The organism is Brevundimonas sp. (genome assembly GCF_041911375.1).
Lineage (GTDB): Bacteria > Pseudomonadota > Alphaproteobacteria > Caulobacterales > Caulobacteraceae > Brevundimonas.
In genome coordinates this window covers 1-14972 of the sequence record NZ_JAYRPA010000024.1, presented here as the reverse complement: position 1 = coordinate 14972, position 14972 = coordinate 1, and the positions used below count along the sequence as shown (strand labels likewise).

Here is a 14972-nt window from a genome sequence, read left to right as displayed (position 1 = left end):
GACGTCATGGCCGCGGCGACCCCGATCGAGGCGGCCGAGGTCCAGATGCGATACGCCCTGGGCTGGTGGGGCCGCGCTGGCGCCCAGTGGCTGGCCCTGAACGCCGACATGACCCGCGCCCAGGCCGCCGCCGTCGCGCCGATCCATGCGGCCGCCGTCGCCAACGCCCGTCGGCTGCGCAAGCGCTAGCCCGCCCCTTCCCCCGCGCGCCCCCGGCGCCTAGATGTGCGGCCCAGAAAGGCCCTCCCGCATGGAAAAGACCCCTGTCACCGTCCTGACCGGCTATCTCGGCGCCGGCAAGACCACGCTTCTGAACCGCATCCTCACCGAGGACCACGGCAAGCGCTACGCCGTGATCGTCAACGAGTTCGGCGAGATCGGCATCGACAACGACCTGGTGGTCGGCACCGACGAGGACGTGTTCGAGATGAACAACGGCTGCGTCTGCTGCACGGTGCGCGGCGACCTGATCCGCGTCGTCTCCGGCCTGATGAAGCGCCAGCGCCCAGGCAAGCCCGCCTTCGACGCCATCATCGTCGAGACCACGGGCCTCGCCGACCCTGGCCCGGTGGCCCAGACCTTCTTCGTCGACGAGGACGTCAAGGCCAAGACCCAGCTGGACAGCGTCACCGCCCTGGTCGACGCCAAGCACGTCATGGCGCGTCTGGACGACAGCAAGGAGGCGCGCGAGCAGGTCGCCTTCGCCGACCGCATCATCCTGAACAAGGTCGACCTGGCCCCGGCCGAGGAGCTGGACGCCGTCGAAGCCCGCCTGCGCGCCCTGAACCCGCTGGCCCCCATCGTGCGCGCCGAACGCTCGAACGTGCCGCTGGACCAGGTGCTGGGCGTCCACGCCTTCGACCTGGACCGCATCCTGGAGGTCAAGCCGGACTGGGTGAACCCGCCCCACGGCGCCGACGGCCACGTCCATGACGAACACTGCGGCCACGACCACGACCACGACCATCACGGCCACGATCACGACCACCACGATCACGGCCATGACCACGCTCACGGCCCGCGCGGTCACGCCCACCAGGACGACATCAAGGGGATCGCCCTGTCGCTGGACCGGCCGATCGACGGCCAGAAGTTCACCGCCTGGCTGGACCGTCTGCTGGGCGAGCAGGGCCAGAACATCCTGCGCGCCAAGGGCATCATCGATGTGAAGGGCGAGGACCGCCGCCTGGTCTTCCAGGCCGTCCACATGATCCTGGAGGGCGACCTGCAGCGCGAATGGGGCGCCGCCGAGCGCCGCTGGAGCCGCGCCGTCTTCATCGGCCGCGATCTGGACGAGGCCGAACTGCGCCGCGGCTTCGAGGCCTGCGCGGCCTGATGGTGGCGGTCGATCCCACGCGTGAGGCGATGGCGGCCTTCGCCGCCCTGCCGCAGGATCAGCCGATCGCCATGATCAATCTGCTGCGCTTCCGCGCGCGGGCCGACTATCCCGCCGGCCATCCGCTGCACGCGGCTGAGACCAGCGGCGCGGAGGCCTACGCCGCCTATGGTCGCGCCGCCGCTGCGCCCTTCGCGCGGGCGGGCGGATCGCAGGTCTGGCTGGGGCGGCCGACATCGACCCTGATCGGGCCGACCGACGAACAGTGGGACCTGGCCTTCATCGCCGAATATCCCAGCGCGACGGCGTTCCTGGCCATGCTCCGGGATGAGGACTACCGCGCCGCAGTGATCCACCGTCAGGCGGCGGTCCTGGATTCGCGGCTGATCCGCTGCGACCCGATGCAGCGGCCCGCTTGAGGCTAGAGCCCTTCGCGCGCCTTCAGCTCCTGCCGCTGCTGGGCCACGGCGGCGTCGACGGCGCGACGCTGTTCGGCCGCCTGGGCCTCCAGCTGGATCAGCTCGCGGTTCTTGGCGTCGGAGGCCTCGGCGCGGCTGACGCCGGCCGGGCGGCCGGTGATGTCCGGCAGATAGATCGGCGTGGCGCAGGTGCGCGTCTCGATGTCGTACCAGTCGCCGCGCGCCTCGCACCGCTCGCCGGGGCTGACCCACACGGCCTGCAGCACGAAGATGCCCGCCAGCATCACGCCGAACACGCCCAGGAAGATCATGCTCAGGCGCGGAAAGCTCAGGAAACGCTTCATCTCTCGGTCCGTTAGGGTCGCTCGGGCCAGGAAACCTGACGCCGCGTTACGTTGACAGGCCTTCTCGACCGCTCCATGTCCTGCCCTCACATTCAGGCGATTTCACGGATAGACCCATGAAGGTTCTCGTCCCCGTCAAACGGGTGATCGACTATAACGTCAAGGCCCGCGTGAAGGCGGACCAGTCGGGCGTCGACCTGGCCAACGTCAAGATGAGCATGAACCCCTTCGACGAGATCGCCGTCGAAGAGGCCGTTCGTCTGAAGGAAGGCAAGGAACACCACGCCGCCGGCACGGCCTCGGAGATCGTCGTGGTCTCCATCGGCGTGGCTCAGGCGCAAGAGACGATCCGCACCGCCCTGGCCATGGGCGCCGACCGCGGCGTCCTGATCCAGTCCGACACCGACCTCGAGCCGCTCGCCGTCGCCAAGCTGCTGAAGGCCGTGGTCGACGAGGAGAAGCCGGACCTGGTGCTGATGGGCAAGCAGTCCATCGACGGCGACAACAACGCCGTGGGCCAGATGCTGGCCGCCCTGCTGGACTGGCCCCAGGCCACCTTCGCCGGCAAGCTGGAGATCGCCGACGGCAAGGCGACGGTGACGCGCGAGGTCGACGGCGGCCTGCAGGCCGTGGCGGCCCAGCTGCCGGCGGTGGTGACCGTGGACCTGCGCCTGAACACGCCGCGCTATGCGTCCCTGCCCAACATCATGAAGGCCAAGAAGAAGGAGATCGCCATGAAGGCGGTCGCCGACTACGGCGTCGACACCGCCGACCGTCTGAAAATCCTGAAGGTCACCGAGCCGCCCAAGCGCTCGGCCGGCGTCAAGGTCGAGAGCGCCGCCGAACTGGTCGAAACCCTCAAGTCTGCGGGAGTGCTGTAAATGGCCGTCCTCGTCATCGCCGATCACGACGGCTCGGCCGTCCGCGACACCACCAACAAGACCGTGACCGCCGCCCTGGCCCTGTCGTCCGACGTGGACGTGCTGGTCGTGGGCGAGAACGCCCAGGGCGTGGCCGACGCCGCCGCCAAGATTTCGGGCGTGCGCAAGGTGCTGCTGGCCCAGAGCGCGGGTCTGGGCAAGGCGCTGGCCGAGGCGGTGGAGGCGACCGTGCTTCCGCTGGCCGGCGGCTATGACGCCGTCCTTGCCCCCGCCACCACGGACGGCAAGAACTACGCCCCGCGCATCGCCGCCAAGCTGGACGTCGCCCCGATCTCGGACATCATCGAGGTCGTGTCGGCCGACACCTTCGTGCGCCCGATCTACGCCGGCAACGCCCTGGAGACGATCCAGTCGTCGGACGCCAAAAAGGTGATCACCGTGCGTCCGACCGCCTTCGACGCGGCCGCGAACGACGGTTCGGCCTCGGTCGAGACGGTGGCCGGCGCCGATGCGCCCAAGACCACGTTCGTCTCCGAGGAGATGGTCAAGTCGGATCGCCCCGAACTGGGCGCCGCCAAGATCGTCGTCTCGGGCGGCCGCGCCCTGGGCTCGGCCGAGGAGTTCCACGCCGTGATGGATCCGCTGGCCGACAAGCTGGGCGCCGCCGTGGGCGCCAGCCGGGCCGCCGTCGACGCCGGCTACGCCCCCAATGACTATCAGGTCGGCCAGACCGGCAAGGTCGTCGCGCCCCAGCTCTACATCGCCATTGGCATCTCGGGCGCGATCCAGCACCTGGCCGGGATGAAGGACTCCAAGACGATCGTCGCCATCAACAAGGACGCCGACGCCCCCATCTTCCAGGTCGCCGACTACGGCCTGGTCGCGGACTACAAGACCGCCGTGCCCGAGCTGATGGCCGCCCTGGGCTGACCCTCGGCCTGACGACAGGCTGTGCGCCCGTCCCGGTTCGCCGGGGCGGGCGTCTTCATAAGGGGTTGCACCCATCCCCCTTGGGTCTTATGCGCGCGCTCAATCTCCCCGAACGCCCGCGAAAGAGCCGCCATGTCCGCCCCCGCCGACAAGCCCGTAAAGAAGGTCGTCCTCGCCTATTCCGGCGGTCTCGACACCTCGATCATCCTCAAGTGGCTGCAGACCGAATACAACGCCGAGGTCGTCACCTTCACCGCCGACCTGGGTCAGGGCGAGGAGCTTGGCCCGGCGCGCGAAAAGGCGCTGAAGCTGGGCATCAAGCCCGAGAACATCTTCATCGACGACCTGCGCGAGGAGTTCGTGCGCGACTTCGTCTTCCCGATGTTCCGCGCCAATGCGCAATATGAAGGCGACTATCTGCTGGGCACCTCGATCGCCCGGCCGCTGATCTCCAAGCGCCAGATCGAGATCGCCCGCCAGGTCGGCGCCGACGCCGTCTGTCACGGCGCGACCGGCAAGGGCAACGACCAGGTCCGCTTCGAGATCGGCTACTACGCCCTGGAGCCCGACATCCGCGTCATCGCCCCCTGGCGCGAATGGGAGTTCCGCAGCCGCGAGGCGCTGCTGGACTTCGCCGAGAAGAACCAAATCCCGATCGCCAAGGACAAGCGCGGCGAGGCGCCCTTCAGCGTCGACGCCAACCTTCTGCACTCCTCCTCCGAGGGCAAGGTGCTGGAAGACCCGGCGGTCGAGGCGCCCGAGTTCGTCCACCAGCGCACCATCTCGCCGGAAGACGCACCGGACAAGGCCACCGTCATCGAGATCGGCTTCGAGAAGGGCGACGCCGTGTCGATCAACGGCGAGGCCATGAGCCCGGCCACCATCCTGACCGCCCTGAACCAATACGGCCACGACAACGGGATCGGCCGGCTGGACCTGGTCGAGAACCGCTTCGTCGGCATGAAGTCGCGCGGCGTCTATGAAACCCCCGGGGGGACCATCCTGATCGCGGCCCACCGCGGCATCGAAAGCATCACCCTGGACGGCGGCTCCATGCACCTGAAGGACCAGCTGATGCCGAAGTACGCCGAGCTGATCTACAACGGCTTCTGGTTCTCGCCCGAGCGCGAGATGCTGCAGGCCGCCATCGACAAGTCCCAGGAGAAGGTCACCGGCACGGTCCGGGTCAAGCTGTATAAGGGTAATGTCTCGGTCATCGGCCGCGAAAGCCCCTACAGCCTGTACGATCAGGACCTGGTCACCTTCGAGGAAGGCGTCCAGGCCTATGACCACAAGGACGCGGCCGGCTTCATCAAGCTGAATGCGCTGCGCCTGCGTGTGCTGGCCAAGCGCGACGCGCGCGACGCCTAGGGCGATACTCAAGCTCCGCTTGCCGTCGCCCTGATCCTCGGTCAGGGTGACGGCCTCTTATTTGGAGTTTTCCGATGCGTGCTCTGACCCCGCTGGCCGCCGCAGCCGCCCTGGCGTTCGTCGCCCCCGCCGTGGCCCCCGCCTTGGCCCAGGAGGCGGCTCCCGCCGCCGCACCGCAGGCTCCCGCCGCCGCGGCCCCGGAGGCCAAGAGCCCCGAAGAGGCCGCCTTCGAGGCCAAGGCCGAGGCTTTCGGCGCCCAGGTCGAGGCCATGACCGTCGAAATGCAGACCGCCGCCAGCCAGGCCGACAAGGCCAAGGCCAAGACCGACCTGGACACCATCCAGGCGCGCTACCAGCCGCAGGTCGACGCCTTCGTGGCCGATTTCGAGGCCTTCGCCGCCGCCCAGACGGCCGCCTCGGGCCAGGACGCCTCGGCCCAGATCGCCGCGGCCGCGCAGCAGATCAGGGGCCTGCCGGCGTTGGCCCGCGCCCAGGTCGAGGCGGCGGCGAACGCCTCCGCCGCGCCTGCCGCCACCCCGCAGTAGGCCGCCTTACCGCGATTTCACTTGAGGCCGAGGGGCCTCGGGGCGACCCTGCGCGCGTCATCCACGGGAGCTTTCCCATGATCCGCGCGCTCACCCTGACCGCCGCCCTGGCCCTTCTTCCCCTCTCCTCGGCGCTCGCCCAGGACGGGGCGCAGGAGGCGTCGCCCGCCCCCGACTCTTCCGAGGCCCGCCTCGAGGCCGCGTCCAAATCCTTCGAAGCCCGCATGGAGGACTTCGCCCAACGCGCCGAAGCCCTCTCCGAGGACGAGAGCCTGACCGACGAGGAAAAGGGCGTCCGGATCTCCGCCCTCTGGGCCGAATACTCGCCGGAAGTCACGGCCTTCACCGCCGAGGCCACCCGCATGGCCTCCTCGATCGCGGCCGAGGCGCTGAAGGACATCGACGTCGACGCCCTGGTGGCGGACGCCCTGAACGATTCGGCGGTCAAGCAGGCGATGGAGGACGGGGTCGCCGCCGGAACCGGCATCGTCCGCAACAGCGCCTGGACCAACCCCGACCCCGACCAGCTCGAAACCTACGGCCTCATCGCCCAGTATGCGCTGGATCAGGCCGAGGACGCCGTCGACATGGCCGAAGGGCTGGATGCGCCCGAACCGCCGCAAGCCCCGGAACCGCCCCAGGCGCCCGAGACGCCCGAACCCGACGCCTGAGGTCTCTGCGGCCCAGGCCGCTTGACGGCCGGCGCGACGCGGCCGACATCGCGGCCCCATGTCCGCCCTGCCCGTCGACCCGCACCTCTATTCGACCTTCCTCGGCGTCATGGCGGTGATGGCCGTCACGCCCGGACCGGCCAATCTGTTCGCCGTCGCCACGGGGGTGGAGAAGGGCCGCGCCTCGGCCCTGGTCGGCGTGGTCGGCATGAACGCCGCCACCCTGGTCTGGTTCGGCGCGGCGGCGCTTGGCCTGGGCGCCCTGGTCAAGGCCTTCCCCGAGGCGTTCCGGCTGATCGCCGTTCTGGGCGCCGCCTATGTGGCCTGGCTGGGCCTGAAGGCCCTGCGCGGCGCCTTCGCCACGGCCGCCGATCCCGATCATGTCGAGGTTCGCCGGGGCCGCAGCGCCCTGATCGACGGCTTCATGGTGCAGATCGCCAATCCCAAGGCGGTGCTGTTCTTCACCGCCGTCCTGCCGCCGTTCCTGGACGTCAACCGGCCGGTCGCGCCGCAGCTGGTCCTGTTCGCCGCCGCCGTGATCGGCATGGATATGCTGTCGATGAGCGCCTACGCCCTGTCCGGCGCCGCCCTGTCGCGCCGCATGCGCCAGCCCCGCTTTCGGCGCGGCTTCGGCGTTTTCGTGGGCGTCCTTTTGCTGACGGCGGCCGTATTGATCGTCATCAGGCTGTAGATGCGCCGGCTTGACCTTGCATTCGACGGGAACAGGGCCGTTCATGCGTCGTTCAGCAGCCGGCGCGCTTAGATCGGCCATCAAGGAGTTGAATTCATGAAAGCCCCCTCCCTCAAGACCTTGGCGATGACCGCGGTCGCCGGGCTGACTCTGGCCGCCTGCGCCACGGCCACGCCGTATCAGCCGGCCGGCTACAACGGCCAGCGCGGCGGCTACGCCGAACAGCGGCTGGAAAGCGACCGCTACCGCGTCACCTTCGCCGGCAACTCTCTGACCTCGCGCGAGCAGGTCGAGATGTCGCTGCTGCTGCGTTCGGCCGAACTGACGGTCGAAAGCGGCTACGACTGGTTCGCCACTGTCAACCGCGCCACCGATCGCGACACCCGCTTCGTCGGTTCGCCCGACCCGTTCTACTCGCGCTACAACAGCTTCTACGGCCCGTACTGGGGCCCCTCGTGGCGTTACTACAGCCGCGGCTTCTGGAGCCCGTGGGACCGCTGGGGCGGCATCGACGACTTCGACGTCCGGCAGGTCGATCGCTACGAGGCCAACGCCGAGATCATCATGGGTCGCGGTCCCAAGCCGGCCGGCGATCCCAACGCCTTCGACGCCCGCGAGGTGATCCAGAACATCGGCTCGCGCGTCCCCCGTCCGACGTCCTGATCAACCACGGCCTCAAGCAGCGCGAAGCGCGTTAGGTCCAATATCTGGCCTCAAGCAGCGCGAAGCGCGTTAGGCCAACAGACAAAGCGCGTGGGCGTCAGCCCACGCGCGGCGTCTTCAGCCGGCGCTTGTTGATGTGGCTGGCCGGCGCCGTGCCCAGGTCCTCGGGCAGTTCGCCCTTGAAGTAATACCGCTGCCACGCCTCCTTGGCCGCGTCCGGATCGCCGCCGGCCAGGCGCTGGTTGAAGTCGGTGCGGGCCCGATTCCAGGCCTCGAACTGGCCATGCATGACCGGGTTCGATTCCAGCGTCCGGATCACCGGCTGGAACTGCTCGACCTTCTTGTGCTCGACCAGATTGATGAAGCAGAAGGGCTCGCCCTTCTCGAACTTCACCCGGCCCGGCCGCGTGAAGATCCAGTTCATCGTGAAGGGAAACGGCAGCCAGTCCGTCTCGATCAGGCCGACCAGCGGCTGGATCCCGTCCTTCACATGGTTGGGCGACCCCGAACACATCATCCCCCAGCCCGGCGGCGTGCGGAACAGATATTGCGGATGCATGGTCAGCACCCCGCGCGAGAAGTGCGAGGTGACGAAATGCTTCATGTCATGCTGCGGCCGGTCCGGCGTGATGACGATGTCGGCCTGCGACGGGCCGCCGTTCCATTCGGCCGCGAAGCCGAACGGGCACAGGATCTCCCACCCCGTCGTATTGGCCATGTTCAGCGGCAGGCAGCGATAGGGGTGGCGGCTGGCGAAGGCGTCCATCCAGTTGCGCGACTGCCGGCCGGGCACCAGGTCCGGCGGCCGGGGCGTCATCGGATAGCATTCCAGTTCCAGCGGGCGCGTCTGCACGGTATCGACCATGGCAACCTCAGTATCGCGACGCACATGACCGCTCAACCTGCCTTCGACCGCGACCGCCTCCTGGCCTGGATGGCCGAACAGGGAATCGAGCACGTCACCCACGACCATCCGGCCGTCTTCCGCGTCGAGGAGGGGCTGGAGCTGAAGGCCGCCCTGCCCGGCGCCCACACCAAGAACCTGTTCCTGAAGGACAAGAAGGGCCGGCTGTGGCTGATCTCGGCCCGTCAGGACACGGTCATCGACCTGAAGCGCGCGCCCGCGTCCATCGGCTCGGACCGCCTGTCCTTCGGTAACGAGACGCTGATGTGGGAGACCTTGGGCGTCCGTCCCGGCTCGGTCACGGCGCTGGGCCTGATCAACGACCTCGACCGCCGCGTGACCTTCGTCCTGGATCGCCGTCTGTGGGACGCCGACACCGTCAACTTCCATCCGCTGACCAACACGGCGACCACCGCGCTGGACCAGGCGGCGTTCCGGCGGGTTCTGGCGCTGCTGGAGCGAGAGCCGCTGGTGGTGGACTTCGAGACGCTGGCGGGGTGACGTCGGCTTTCGAACAAGCCGTCAACCACCGCAGGCGACCCGTTGGGACAGGCGCCTGTTTCCCGAAGTCGAAGACTGGGTCATCATGGCTTATGCGTTCGATCCTTCTCGCCGCTCTCGCCTTCTTCATCCTCGTCGGGCAAGCGACGAGCCAAGAGCGCACCGACCAGGAACGACGCAGCGTTCGGACCTGGCTTGATCCAGACTTGGGGCAGGCCCTAATCGAAGGCGCCGGAACGCCTCAACACCTTTGGATCCGTGGCGCATCCAAGAAAGTTGTCCGCTTCGATCGCGAGACCGGCGAGCGTTCGGTCGCAGCCGAGAACGTCATCGACATTCTGGCGGACGGCCCTCGCCTTTGGGCGTTGATCGCGCTCAATGAAAACCAGAGCGTCGTCAGGGACCTTCGGCGGCCCGACGTGGCCGAACGACGCATCTACTCCGGGGGCAGCCCTGTCGCGCTGTTTGCGACGGACGCAGGTCCTGGCGTTCTCACGACGACGCAAGCATTGCTGCCCACGACCACCGGCTGGTCCCGTCGGCTCATCGCCGGATCCCTGGATCAGCATGCGCGGGTTTCCGCTCTGCGGGGTGACGCGCTGTTCGTGGGCTACAACAAGGGCGAGTGGGGAGGCGGGCTTCGGCGCGTCGACACATCCACCGGCGCTATTTCCTTCGTGCGGGAGCCAGGCGGCGATCCCTGCCAAGGCCGCTTGAACCCCGATTGCGCCCCGATCGTGGGCGTCATTTCCGACCCTGAGCGTGAAGGGTGTGTCCTGGTCGGCGCCAGCTTGGCTCACTTGAGCGGTCGGTACGGCGAGGTTTTGCGGGTCTGCGGCGGCGTCATCACGCCGGTCTTCGCGGACCCGCTGCCAGTCATCCCAAACTCTTTGGAGTTCCGCGCTGGACAGACCTGGCCGTTCGACAGCCTCGTCGGGGTCAAAGAGGGCTGGGTCGCGGTCGGGCAAGACCGATTCGCTCGATCCGCGAAGGGGGTGGTGGCGATGCACGACACGCCCTCGCTCCAAGCATGGGCGGGTTTGCAGATCTCCGATGAGATCGATGATGTCATTTTTGTCGAAGCAGCCTGTTGCTGGGGCTCGGAGACCTCCATCCGGTATCGCGTGATCGCGATCCCGATAGGCGATTGATGACGTAGCCGCCTCGCTCGGTTCGCAAAGAGCGGCGTCACCGTCGAACCTATTTCCTGGTGAGCCGGGCGAGCGCAATGTCCGTCTCCCACCCGCTTGCTGAAGCGCCGTGGGCTCGCTCCCGCTTGATACCGGAAGTCGGCGTCCTATCTCGTCTCGTCAGGACGCTCTGGCGCGGCCGAGAGGCGATTTCAGACGATTCACACTATTCAGACGGTGTTTTTCCGGAACGGAGTCCAGATCCCTTCGATCCCGCCCCGCTTCGCTCGACTCAATGCTTGATGCCGGCGCATCCCGACGCCATCTGAGCCGTTAGATCCCATCGAGCCCCAAGACGGACCCGACCATGACCTTCGCCGACCCGACGACCCAGCCCGACGACCTGATCAAGGAAGGCTCCGACGCCGCCTTCATGACCGACGTGGTCGAGGCCTCGAAGCATCAGCCGGTCATCGTCGACTTCTGGGCCACCTGGTGCGGCCCGTGCCGCACCCTGGGCCCGGCGCTGGAGAAGGCCGTGCGCGCCGCCAAGGGGGCGGTGAAGATGGTCAAGATCGACGTGGACAAGAACCCGGCCTATGCGGGTCAGCTGCGGGTCCAGTCGATCCCGACGGTCTACGCCTTCGTCAACGGCCAGCCGGTCGACGGCTTCCAGGGCGCCATTCCCGACAGCCAGATCAAGGCCTTCATCGACAAGCTGACCGGCGGCCAGGGCGGATCGACCGAAACCGCGCAACTGCTGGAGCTGGGCGAGGAATCGCTGGGCCTCAACGACTTCGGCGGCGCGGCCCAGGCCTTCGCCCACGTCCTGTCGATCGAGCCCGAGAACGAAAAGGCCATCGCCGGGATGGCGCGCGTCTATCTGGCCGGCGGCGACCGCGACCAGGCGCTGCAGACCATCGCCATGGCGCCCCAGGACTCCAAGGAGCCGGCGGTGCAGAGCGTGCGCGCGCAGCTGGCCCTGTCCGCCAACGCCCCCGCCGGCGCCGCGGCGGAACTGGAAGCCAAGGTCGCTGCCGATCCGAACGACCACCAGGCCCGTTTCGACCTGGCCGAGGCCCAGAGCGCGGCCGGCGACTTCAAGGGCGCCGTCGACAATTTGCTGCACATCGTCAAGGCCGACCGCGAATGGAACGAGCAGGCCGCGCGCAAGCAGCTGCTGACCATCTTCGAGGCGGCCGGGCTCAGCTCCGACGTCGCCAAGGACGGGCGGCGCCGGCTGTCGTCCATACTGTTTTCCTAACCGGCCTGACGCAGCGCCAGAAAGAAGGACGTTTCATGCCGCAGGGCTATGTTCGAGCGCTGGACCTGCCGCAGGTGATCCCGGTCTTTCCGCTGGCCGGGGCGGTGGTCCTGCCGCGCGGCCAGCTGCCGCTGAACATCTTCGAGCCGCGCTATCTGAACATGGTCGACGACGCCATGGCCGGCGACCGGATCATCGGCATGGTCCAGCCGCTCGGCGGGTCGGCGACCCTGCCGGGCCTGGCGCGCGTCGGCTGCGCGGGGCGGATCACCAGCTTCGCCGAAACCTCGGACGGGCGTTACCTGATCACCCTGACAGGCGTGTCGCGGTTCCGGATCGCCACCGAACTGCCGGTCAAGACCCCCTATCGCCAGGTGCGCGCGGCCTTCGACGCCTATGACGCCGACCTGATCGCGCCGCTGGAAACCGGCGAGTTCGACCGCCACGCCTTCCTGGACGCCCTGCGCGGCTATCTGGCCAACCGGTCGCTGGACATCGACTGGGAGACCGCCGAGTCCGCGCCGATGGAGGCGCTGGTCAACAGCCTGTCGATGGCCCTGCCGTTCGATCCGCCGGAGAAGCAGGCGCTGCTGGAATGCCTGACGCTGGACGACCGCGCCGACGCCCTGACCGCCCTGATGCGCATCGACGCCGCCGACGGCGGCGAAGACAGCGCCCCCCATTCGATGCAGTAAGGAACATCCGCCGGACTTGGCGCGCCCCCAAACGGTCGCCTAGAACCGGCCTCAAGCAGCCCAACGGGCGATAGGCCAACGAACAATGAGCGACGCCTTCAACACCCCCGTCTCGGTCGATCCCCGCCTGCTGGAGGTGTTGGTCTGCCCAGTTACGCGCGGCCGCCTGACCTACGACCGCGAGGCGGGCGAACTGATCTCCGCCGGCGCCAAGCTGGCCTATCCGATCCGCGAGGGCGTGCCGATCATGCTGCCCGAGGAAGCGCGCCCGCTCGACTGAGCGGCCGCTGAAATCGAACCCTTTCCCGGGCCCAAGGCGAGTGCGCCTAACGGCCTCAAGCAGCGCGAAGCGCGATAGGCCAAGCAAGATGACACTCAAGGTCGCCATCCAGATGGACCCGATCGAGGCGGTCAACATCGCCTCGGACACCACCTTCCTGATGGCCATGACCGGCCAGGAGCGGGGCCACCGCCTCTGGGTCTATGACTTCCGCACCCTGGCGCTGGGAGAGGGCCGCCTGTACTGCCGCGCCCGCGCCGTGACCCTGCGCCGGACGGTCGGCGACCACGTGACCTTCGGCGACTGGGAAAGGCTGGACCTGGGCGAAGACGTCGACGTGATCCTGATGCGCCAGGACCCGCCGTTCGACATGGCCTATGTCACCGCCACCTATCTGCTGGAGACGGTCCATCCGAAGACCCTGGTGGTCAACGACCCGGCCGAGGTCCGGTCGGCGCCGGAGAAGCTGCTGGTCACGCGCTTCCCCGACCTGACGCCGCCGACGCTGGTCTCCTCGGACCCCGTCGCCCTGGTCGCCTTCCACGAAAAGCACGGCGACGTGGTGCTCAAGCCCCTGCACGGCGCGGCCGGTTCGGGCGTGGTTCGGCTGAAGGCGGGGGATCCCAACCTCGAGGCCCTGATCGAGATTCACGCCACCGGCAGCCGCGATCCGCTGGTGATCCAGAAATTCCTCCCCGCCGTCTCGGCCGGGGACAAGCGCATCCTGCTGGTCGACGGCGAACCGGTCGGCGCCATCAACCGCATCCCGGCCAAGGACCAGGTCCGCTCCAACCTGCGGGTCGGCGGCACGGCGGCGCCGGTCCAGCTGACGCCGCGCGACCTGGAGATCTGCAAGGCCATCGGCCCGACCCTGAGGGAACGCGGCCTGATCTTCGTCGGCATCGACGTGATCGGCGACTGGCTGACCGAGATCAACGTCACCTCGCCGACCGGCGCCCAGCAGCTGAAGACCTTCTCCGGCGTCGACGCCACTGCGGCCATGTGGGAGGTGATCGAAAGGAAGCGCGCCGCCTGAGTTGTCGACGCGCCACTTGCGCGGGATGTCAGTTCATGGTTCGTTCCTGCTGAAAGCAGGAGAACGCCATGGTCGCGCGGGTCGTCACGGTCGCCTTCGACGGGGTTGAAGCCCGGCGCGTGGACGTCGAGGTCCAGCTGGTCGGCAATGACGGACCGACGGTGTTCAACATCGTCGGCCTGCCGGACAAGGCGGTGGCCGAGAGCCGGGAACGGGTGCGCGGGGCCTTCGCCGGCATTGGCCTGGCCCTGCCGGCCAAGCGGATCATCGCCAATCTGGCGCCGGCGGACCTGCCCAAGGAGGGCAGCCATTTCGACCTGCCGCTGGCCCTGGCGCTGATGGCGGCCATGGGGGTCATCGCGCCGGACGCCCTGGACGGCTGGGCCGCCATCGGGGAGTTGGGGCTGGACGGGCAGATCGCCCGCGTCGGCGGGGCCCTGCCGGCCGCCGTCGCCGCCGACGCCATGGGGCTGGGCCTGATCTGTCCCGAAGCGACGGGCCCGGAGGCCGCCTGGGCCGGCGGGGCGCGCATCCTGGCCCCACGCTCGCTGATCGGCCTGGTCAATCATTTCAAGGGGACGCAGGTCCTGCGCGCGCCCGAGCCGGGGCCGCTGGCCAGCGGCGGGGTCGCGCCCGACCTGCGCGAGGTCAAAGGTCAGGAAAGCGCCAAGCGCGCGCTGGAGATCGCGGCGGCGGGCGGCCACAATCTGCTGTTCATCGGACCGCCGGGTTCGGGCAAGTCGATGATGGCCCAGCGCCTGCCCGGCCTGCTGCCGCCGCTGACGTCGCAGGAGCTGCTGGAGACCTCCATGGTCTGGTCGGTGGCCGGGCTGATCGAGCGCGGCGCCCTGACCCGCGATCGGCCGTTCCGCAGCCCTCACCATTCCGCCTCCATGGCCGCCCTGACCGGCGGCGGCCTGCGCGCCAAGCCGGGCGAGGCGTCGCTGGCCCACAACGGGGTGCTGTTCCTCGACGAGCTTCCCGAATACTCGGCCCAGGCGCTGGATTCCCTGCGCGCGCCGCTGGAGACGGGCGAGATCGTCGTCGCGCGCGCCAACGCCCACGTCCGCTATCCGGCGCGCTTCCAGCTGGTGGCGGCCATGAATCCGTGTCGTTGCGGCCTGGGCGGGGCCGGGCGCGGCGCGTGCGGCAAGGCCCCGCGCTGTCAGCGCGACTATCAGAACCGCGTCTCCGGCCCGATGTTCGACCGCATCGACCTGACGGTGGAGACCCCGCCGGTCACCGCCGCCGACATGGCCCTGCCGCCGCCGGCCGAGGGCACGGCCGAGGCGCGGGCGCGCGTCGCCGCCG

General features: G+C 68.7%; 18 protein-coding genes and 1 pseudogene. 17 read left to right on the top strand and 2 right to left on the bottom strand.

From position 1 onward, the window contains the following. From ACE3PU_RS04950 to ACE3PU_RS04940, 3 genes and pseudogenes are all read left to right on the top strand, one after another. A pseudogene (locus ACE3PU_RS04950) lies at positions 1 to 189 on the top strand (phasin); the annotation flags it as partial. A gap of 61 nt (positions 190 to 250) precedes the next feature. Next, the gene (locus ACE3PU_RS04945; RefSeq protein ID WP_374387286.1) at positions 251 to 1336 is read left to right on the top strand and encodes a GTP-binding protein; all 1086 of its coding nucleotides are present in this window, start codon (positions 251 to 253) and stop codon (positions 1334 to 1336) included. Next, the gene (locus tag ACE3PU_RS04940; RefSeq protein WP_374387284.1) at positions 1336 to 1755 is read left to right on the top strand and encodes a DUF1330 domain-containing protein; all 420 of its coding nucleotides are present in this window, start codon (positions 1336 to 1338) and stop codon (positions 1753 to 1755) included. The genes ACE3PU_RS04945 and ACE3PU_RS04940 overlap by 1 nt, the downstream gene beginning before the upstream one ends. A 2-nt stretch (positions 1756 to 1757) precedes the next feature. Here ACE3PU_RS04940 and ACE3PU_RS04935 read toward each other — a convergent pair whose 3' ends face one another. Continuing rightward, on the bottom strand, positions 1758 to 2099 hold the full coding sequence (locus ACE3PU_RS04935) for a hypothetical protein (RefSeq protein ID WP_374387282.1): 342 nt from the start codon (positions 2097 to 2099) through the stop codon (positions 1758 to 1760). A 116-nt stretch (positions 2100 to 2215) separates the two neighbouring features. Between ACE3PU_RS04935 and ACE3PU_RS04930 the strand changes: the two genes are divergently transcribed. From ACE3PU_RS04930 to ACE3PU_RS04900, 7 genes are all read left to right on the top strand, one after another. Continuing rightward, positions 2216 to 2980 (top strand): electron transfer flavoprotein subunit beta/FixA family protein, encoded by a 765-nt coding sequence (locus ACE3PU_RS04930; protein ID WP_374387280.1) that lies wholly within the window; start codon positions 2216 to 2218, stop codon positions 2978 to 2980. Further along, a complete protein-coding gene (locus tag ACE3PU_RS04925; protein WP_374387277.1) occupies positions 2981 to 3910 on the top strand; it encodes an electron transfer flavoprotein subunit alpha/FixB family protein in 930 nt (309 codons plus the stop codon). A gap of 132 nt (positions 3911 to 4042) precedes the next feature. Further along, positions 4043 to 5281, top strand: coding sequence for an argininosuccinate synthase (locus tag ACE3PU_RS04920; protein WP_374387275.1), 1239 nt, complete (start codon positions 4043 to 4045; stop codon positions 5279 to 5281). Positions 5282 to 5355: 74 nt separating this feature from the next. Then, the gene (locus ACE3PU_RS04915) at positions 5356 to 5826 is read left to right on the top strand and encodes a hypothetical protein (protein ID WP_374387273.1); all 471 of its coding nucleotides are present in this window, start codon (positions 5356 to 5358) and stop codon (positions 5824 to 5826) included. A 77-nt stretch (positions 5827 to 5903) separates the two neighbouring features. Beyond that, positions 5904 to 6497, top strand: a complete 594-nt coding sequence (locus ACE3PU_RS04910) for a hypothetical protein (protein ID WP_374387271.1) — start codon at positions 5904 to 5906, stop codon at positions 6495 to 6497. Positions 6498 to 6555: 58 nt separating this feature from the next. Continuing rightward, positions 6556 to 7188, top strand: coding sequence for a LysE family translocator (locus ACE3PU_RS04905; protein ID WP_374387269.1), 633 nt, complete (start codon positions 6556 to 6558; stop codon positions 7186 to 7188). 96 nt (positions 7189 to 7284) lie between these two features. Beyond that, entirely contained in the window at positions 7285 to 7851 is a 567-nt protein-coding gene (locus ACE3PU_RS04900) for a hypothetical protein (RefSeq protein ID WP_374387267.1), read from the top strand. Positions 7852 to 7948: 97 nt separating this feature from the next. Here ACE3PU_RS04900 and ACE3PU_RS04895 read toward each other — a convergent pair whose 3' ends face one another. After that, positions 7949 to 8716: a DUF6065 family protein gene (locus ACE3PU_RS04895; RefSeq protein WP_374387264.1), complete on the bottom strand. Its 768-nt coding sequence runs from the start codon at positions 8714 to 8716 to the stop codon at positions 7949 to 7951. A gap of 24 nt (positions 8717 to 8740) precedes the next feature. Here ACE3PU_RS04895 and ACE3PU_RS04890 point away from each other — a divergent pair, with 24 nt between their 5' ends. From ACE3PU_RS04890 to ACE3PU_RS04860, 7 genes are all read left to right on the top strand, one after another. Continuing rightward, complete coding sequence (locus ACE3PU_RS04890; RefSeq protein WP_374387262.1) at positions 8741 to 9256, top strand: prolyl-tRNA synthetase associated domain-containing protein; 516 nt, start codon at positions 8741 to 8743, stop codon at positions 9254 to 9256. Between the two features lie 92 nt (positions 9257 to 9348). Next, complete coding sequence (locus ACE3PU_RS04885) at positions 9349 to 10407, top strand: hypothetical protein (RefSeq protein ID WP_374387260.1); 1059 nt, start codon at positions 9349 to 9351, stop codon at positions 10405 to 10407. Between the two features lie 346 nt (positions 10408 to 10753). Further along, a complete protein-coding gene (trxA, locus tag ACE3PU_RS04880; RefSeq protein ID WP_374387258.1) occupies positions 10754 to 11650 on the top strand; it encodes a thioredoxin in 897 nt (298 codons plus the stop codon). Positions 11651 to 11685: 35 nt separating this feature from the next. Further along, complete coding sequence (locus tag ACE3PU_RS04875) at positions 11686 to 12345, top strand: LON peptidase substrate-binding domain-containing protein (protein ID WP_374387256.1); 660 nt, start codon at positions 11686 to 11688, stop codon at positions 12343 to 12345. A gap of 85 nt (positions 12346 to 12430) precedes the next feature. Further along, the gene (locus ACE3PU_RS04870) at positions 12431 to 12625 is read left to right on the top strand and encodes a Trm112 family protein (RefSeq protein ID WP_374387254.1); all 195 of its coding nucleotides are present in this window, start codon (positions 12431 to 12433) and stop codon (positions 12623 to 12625) included. Between the two features lie 88 nt (positions 12626 to 12713). Continuing rightward, positions 12714 to 13661: a glutathione synthase gene (gene gshB, locus ACE3PU_RS04865; protein WP_374387252.1), complete on the top strand. Its 948-nt coding sequence runs from the start codon at positions 12714 to 12716 to the stop codon at positions 13659 to 13661. A gap of 68 nt (positions 13662 to 13729) precedes the next feature. Continuing rightward, positions 13730 to 14972: YifB family Mg chelatase-like AAA ATPase (locus ACE3PU_RS04860; protein WP_374387250.1), on the top strand; the 1243-nt coding region annotated here is incomplete at its 3' end.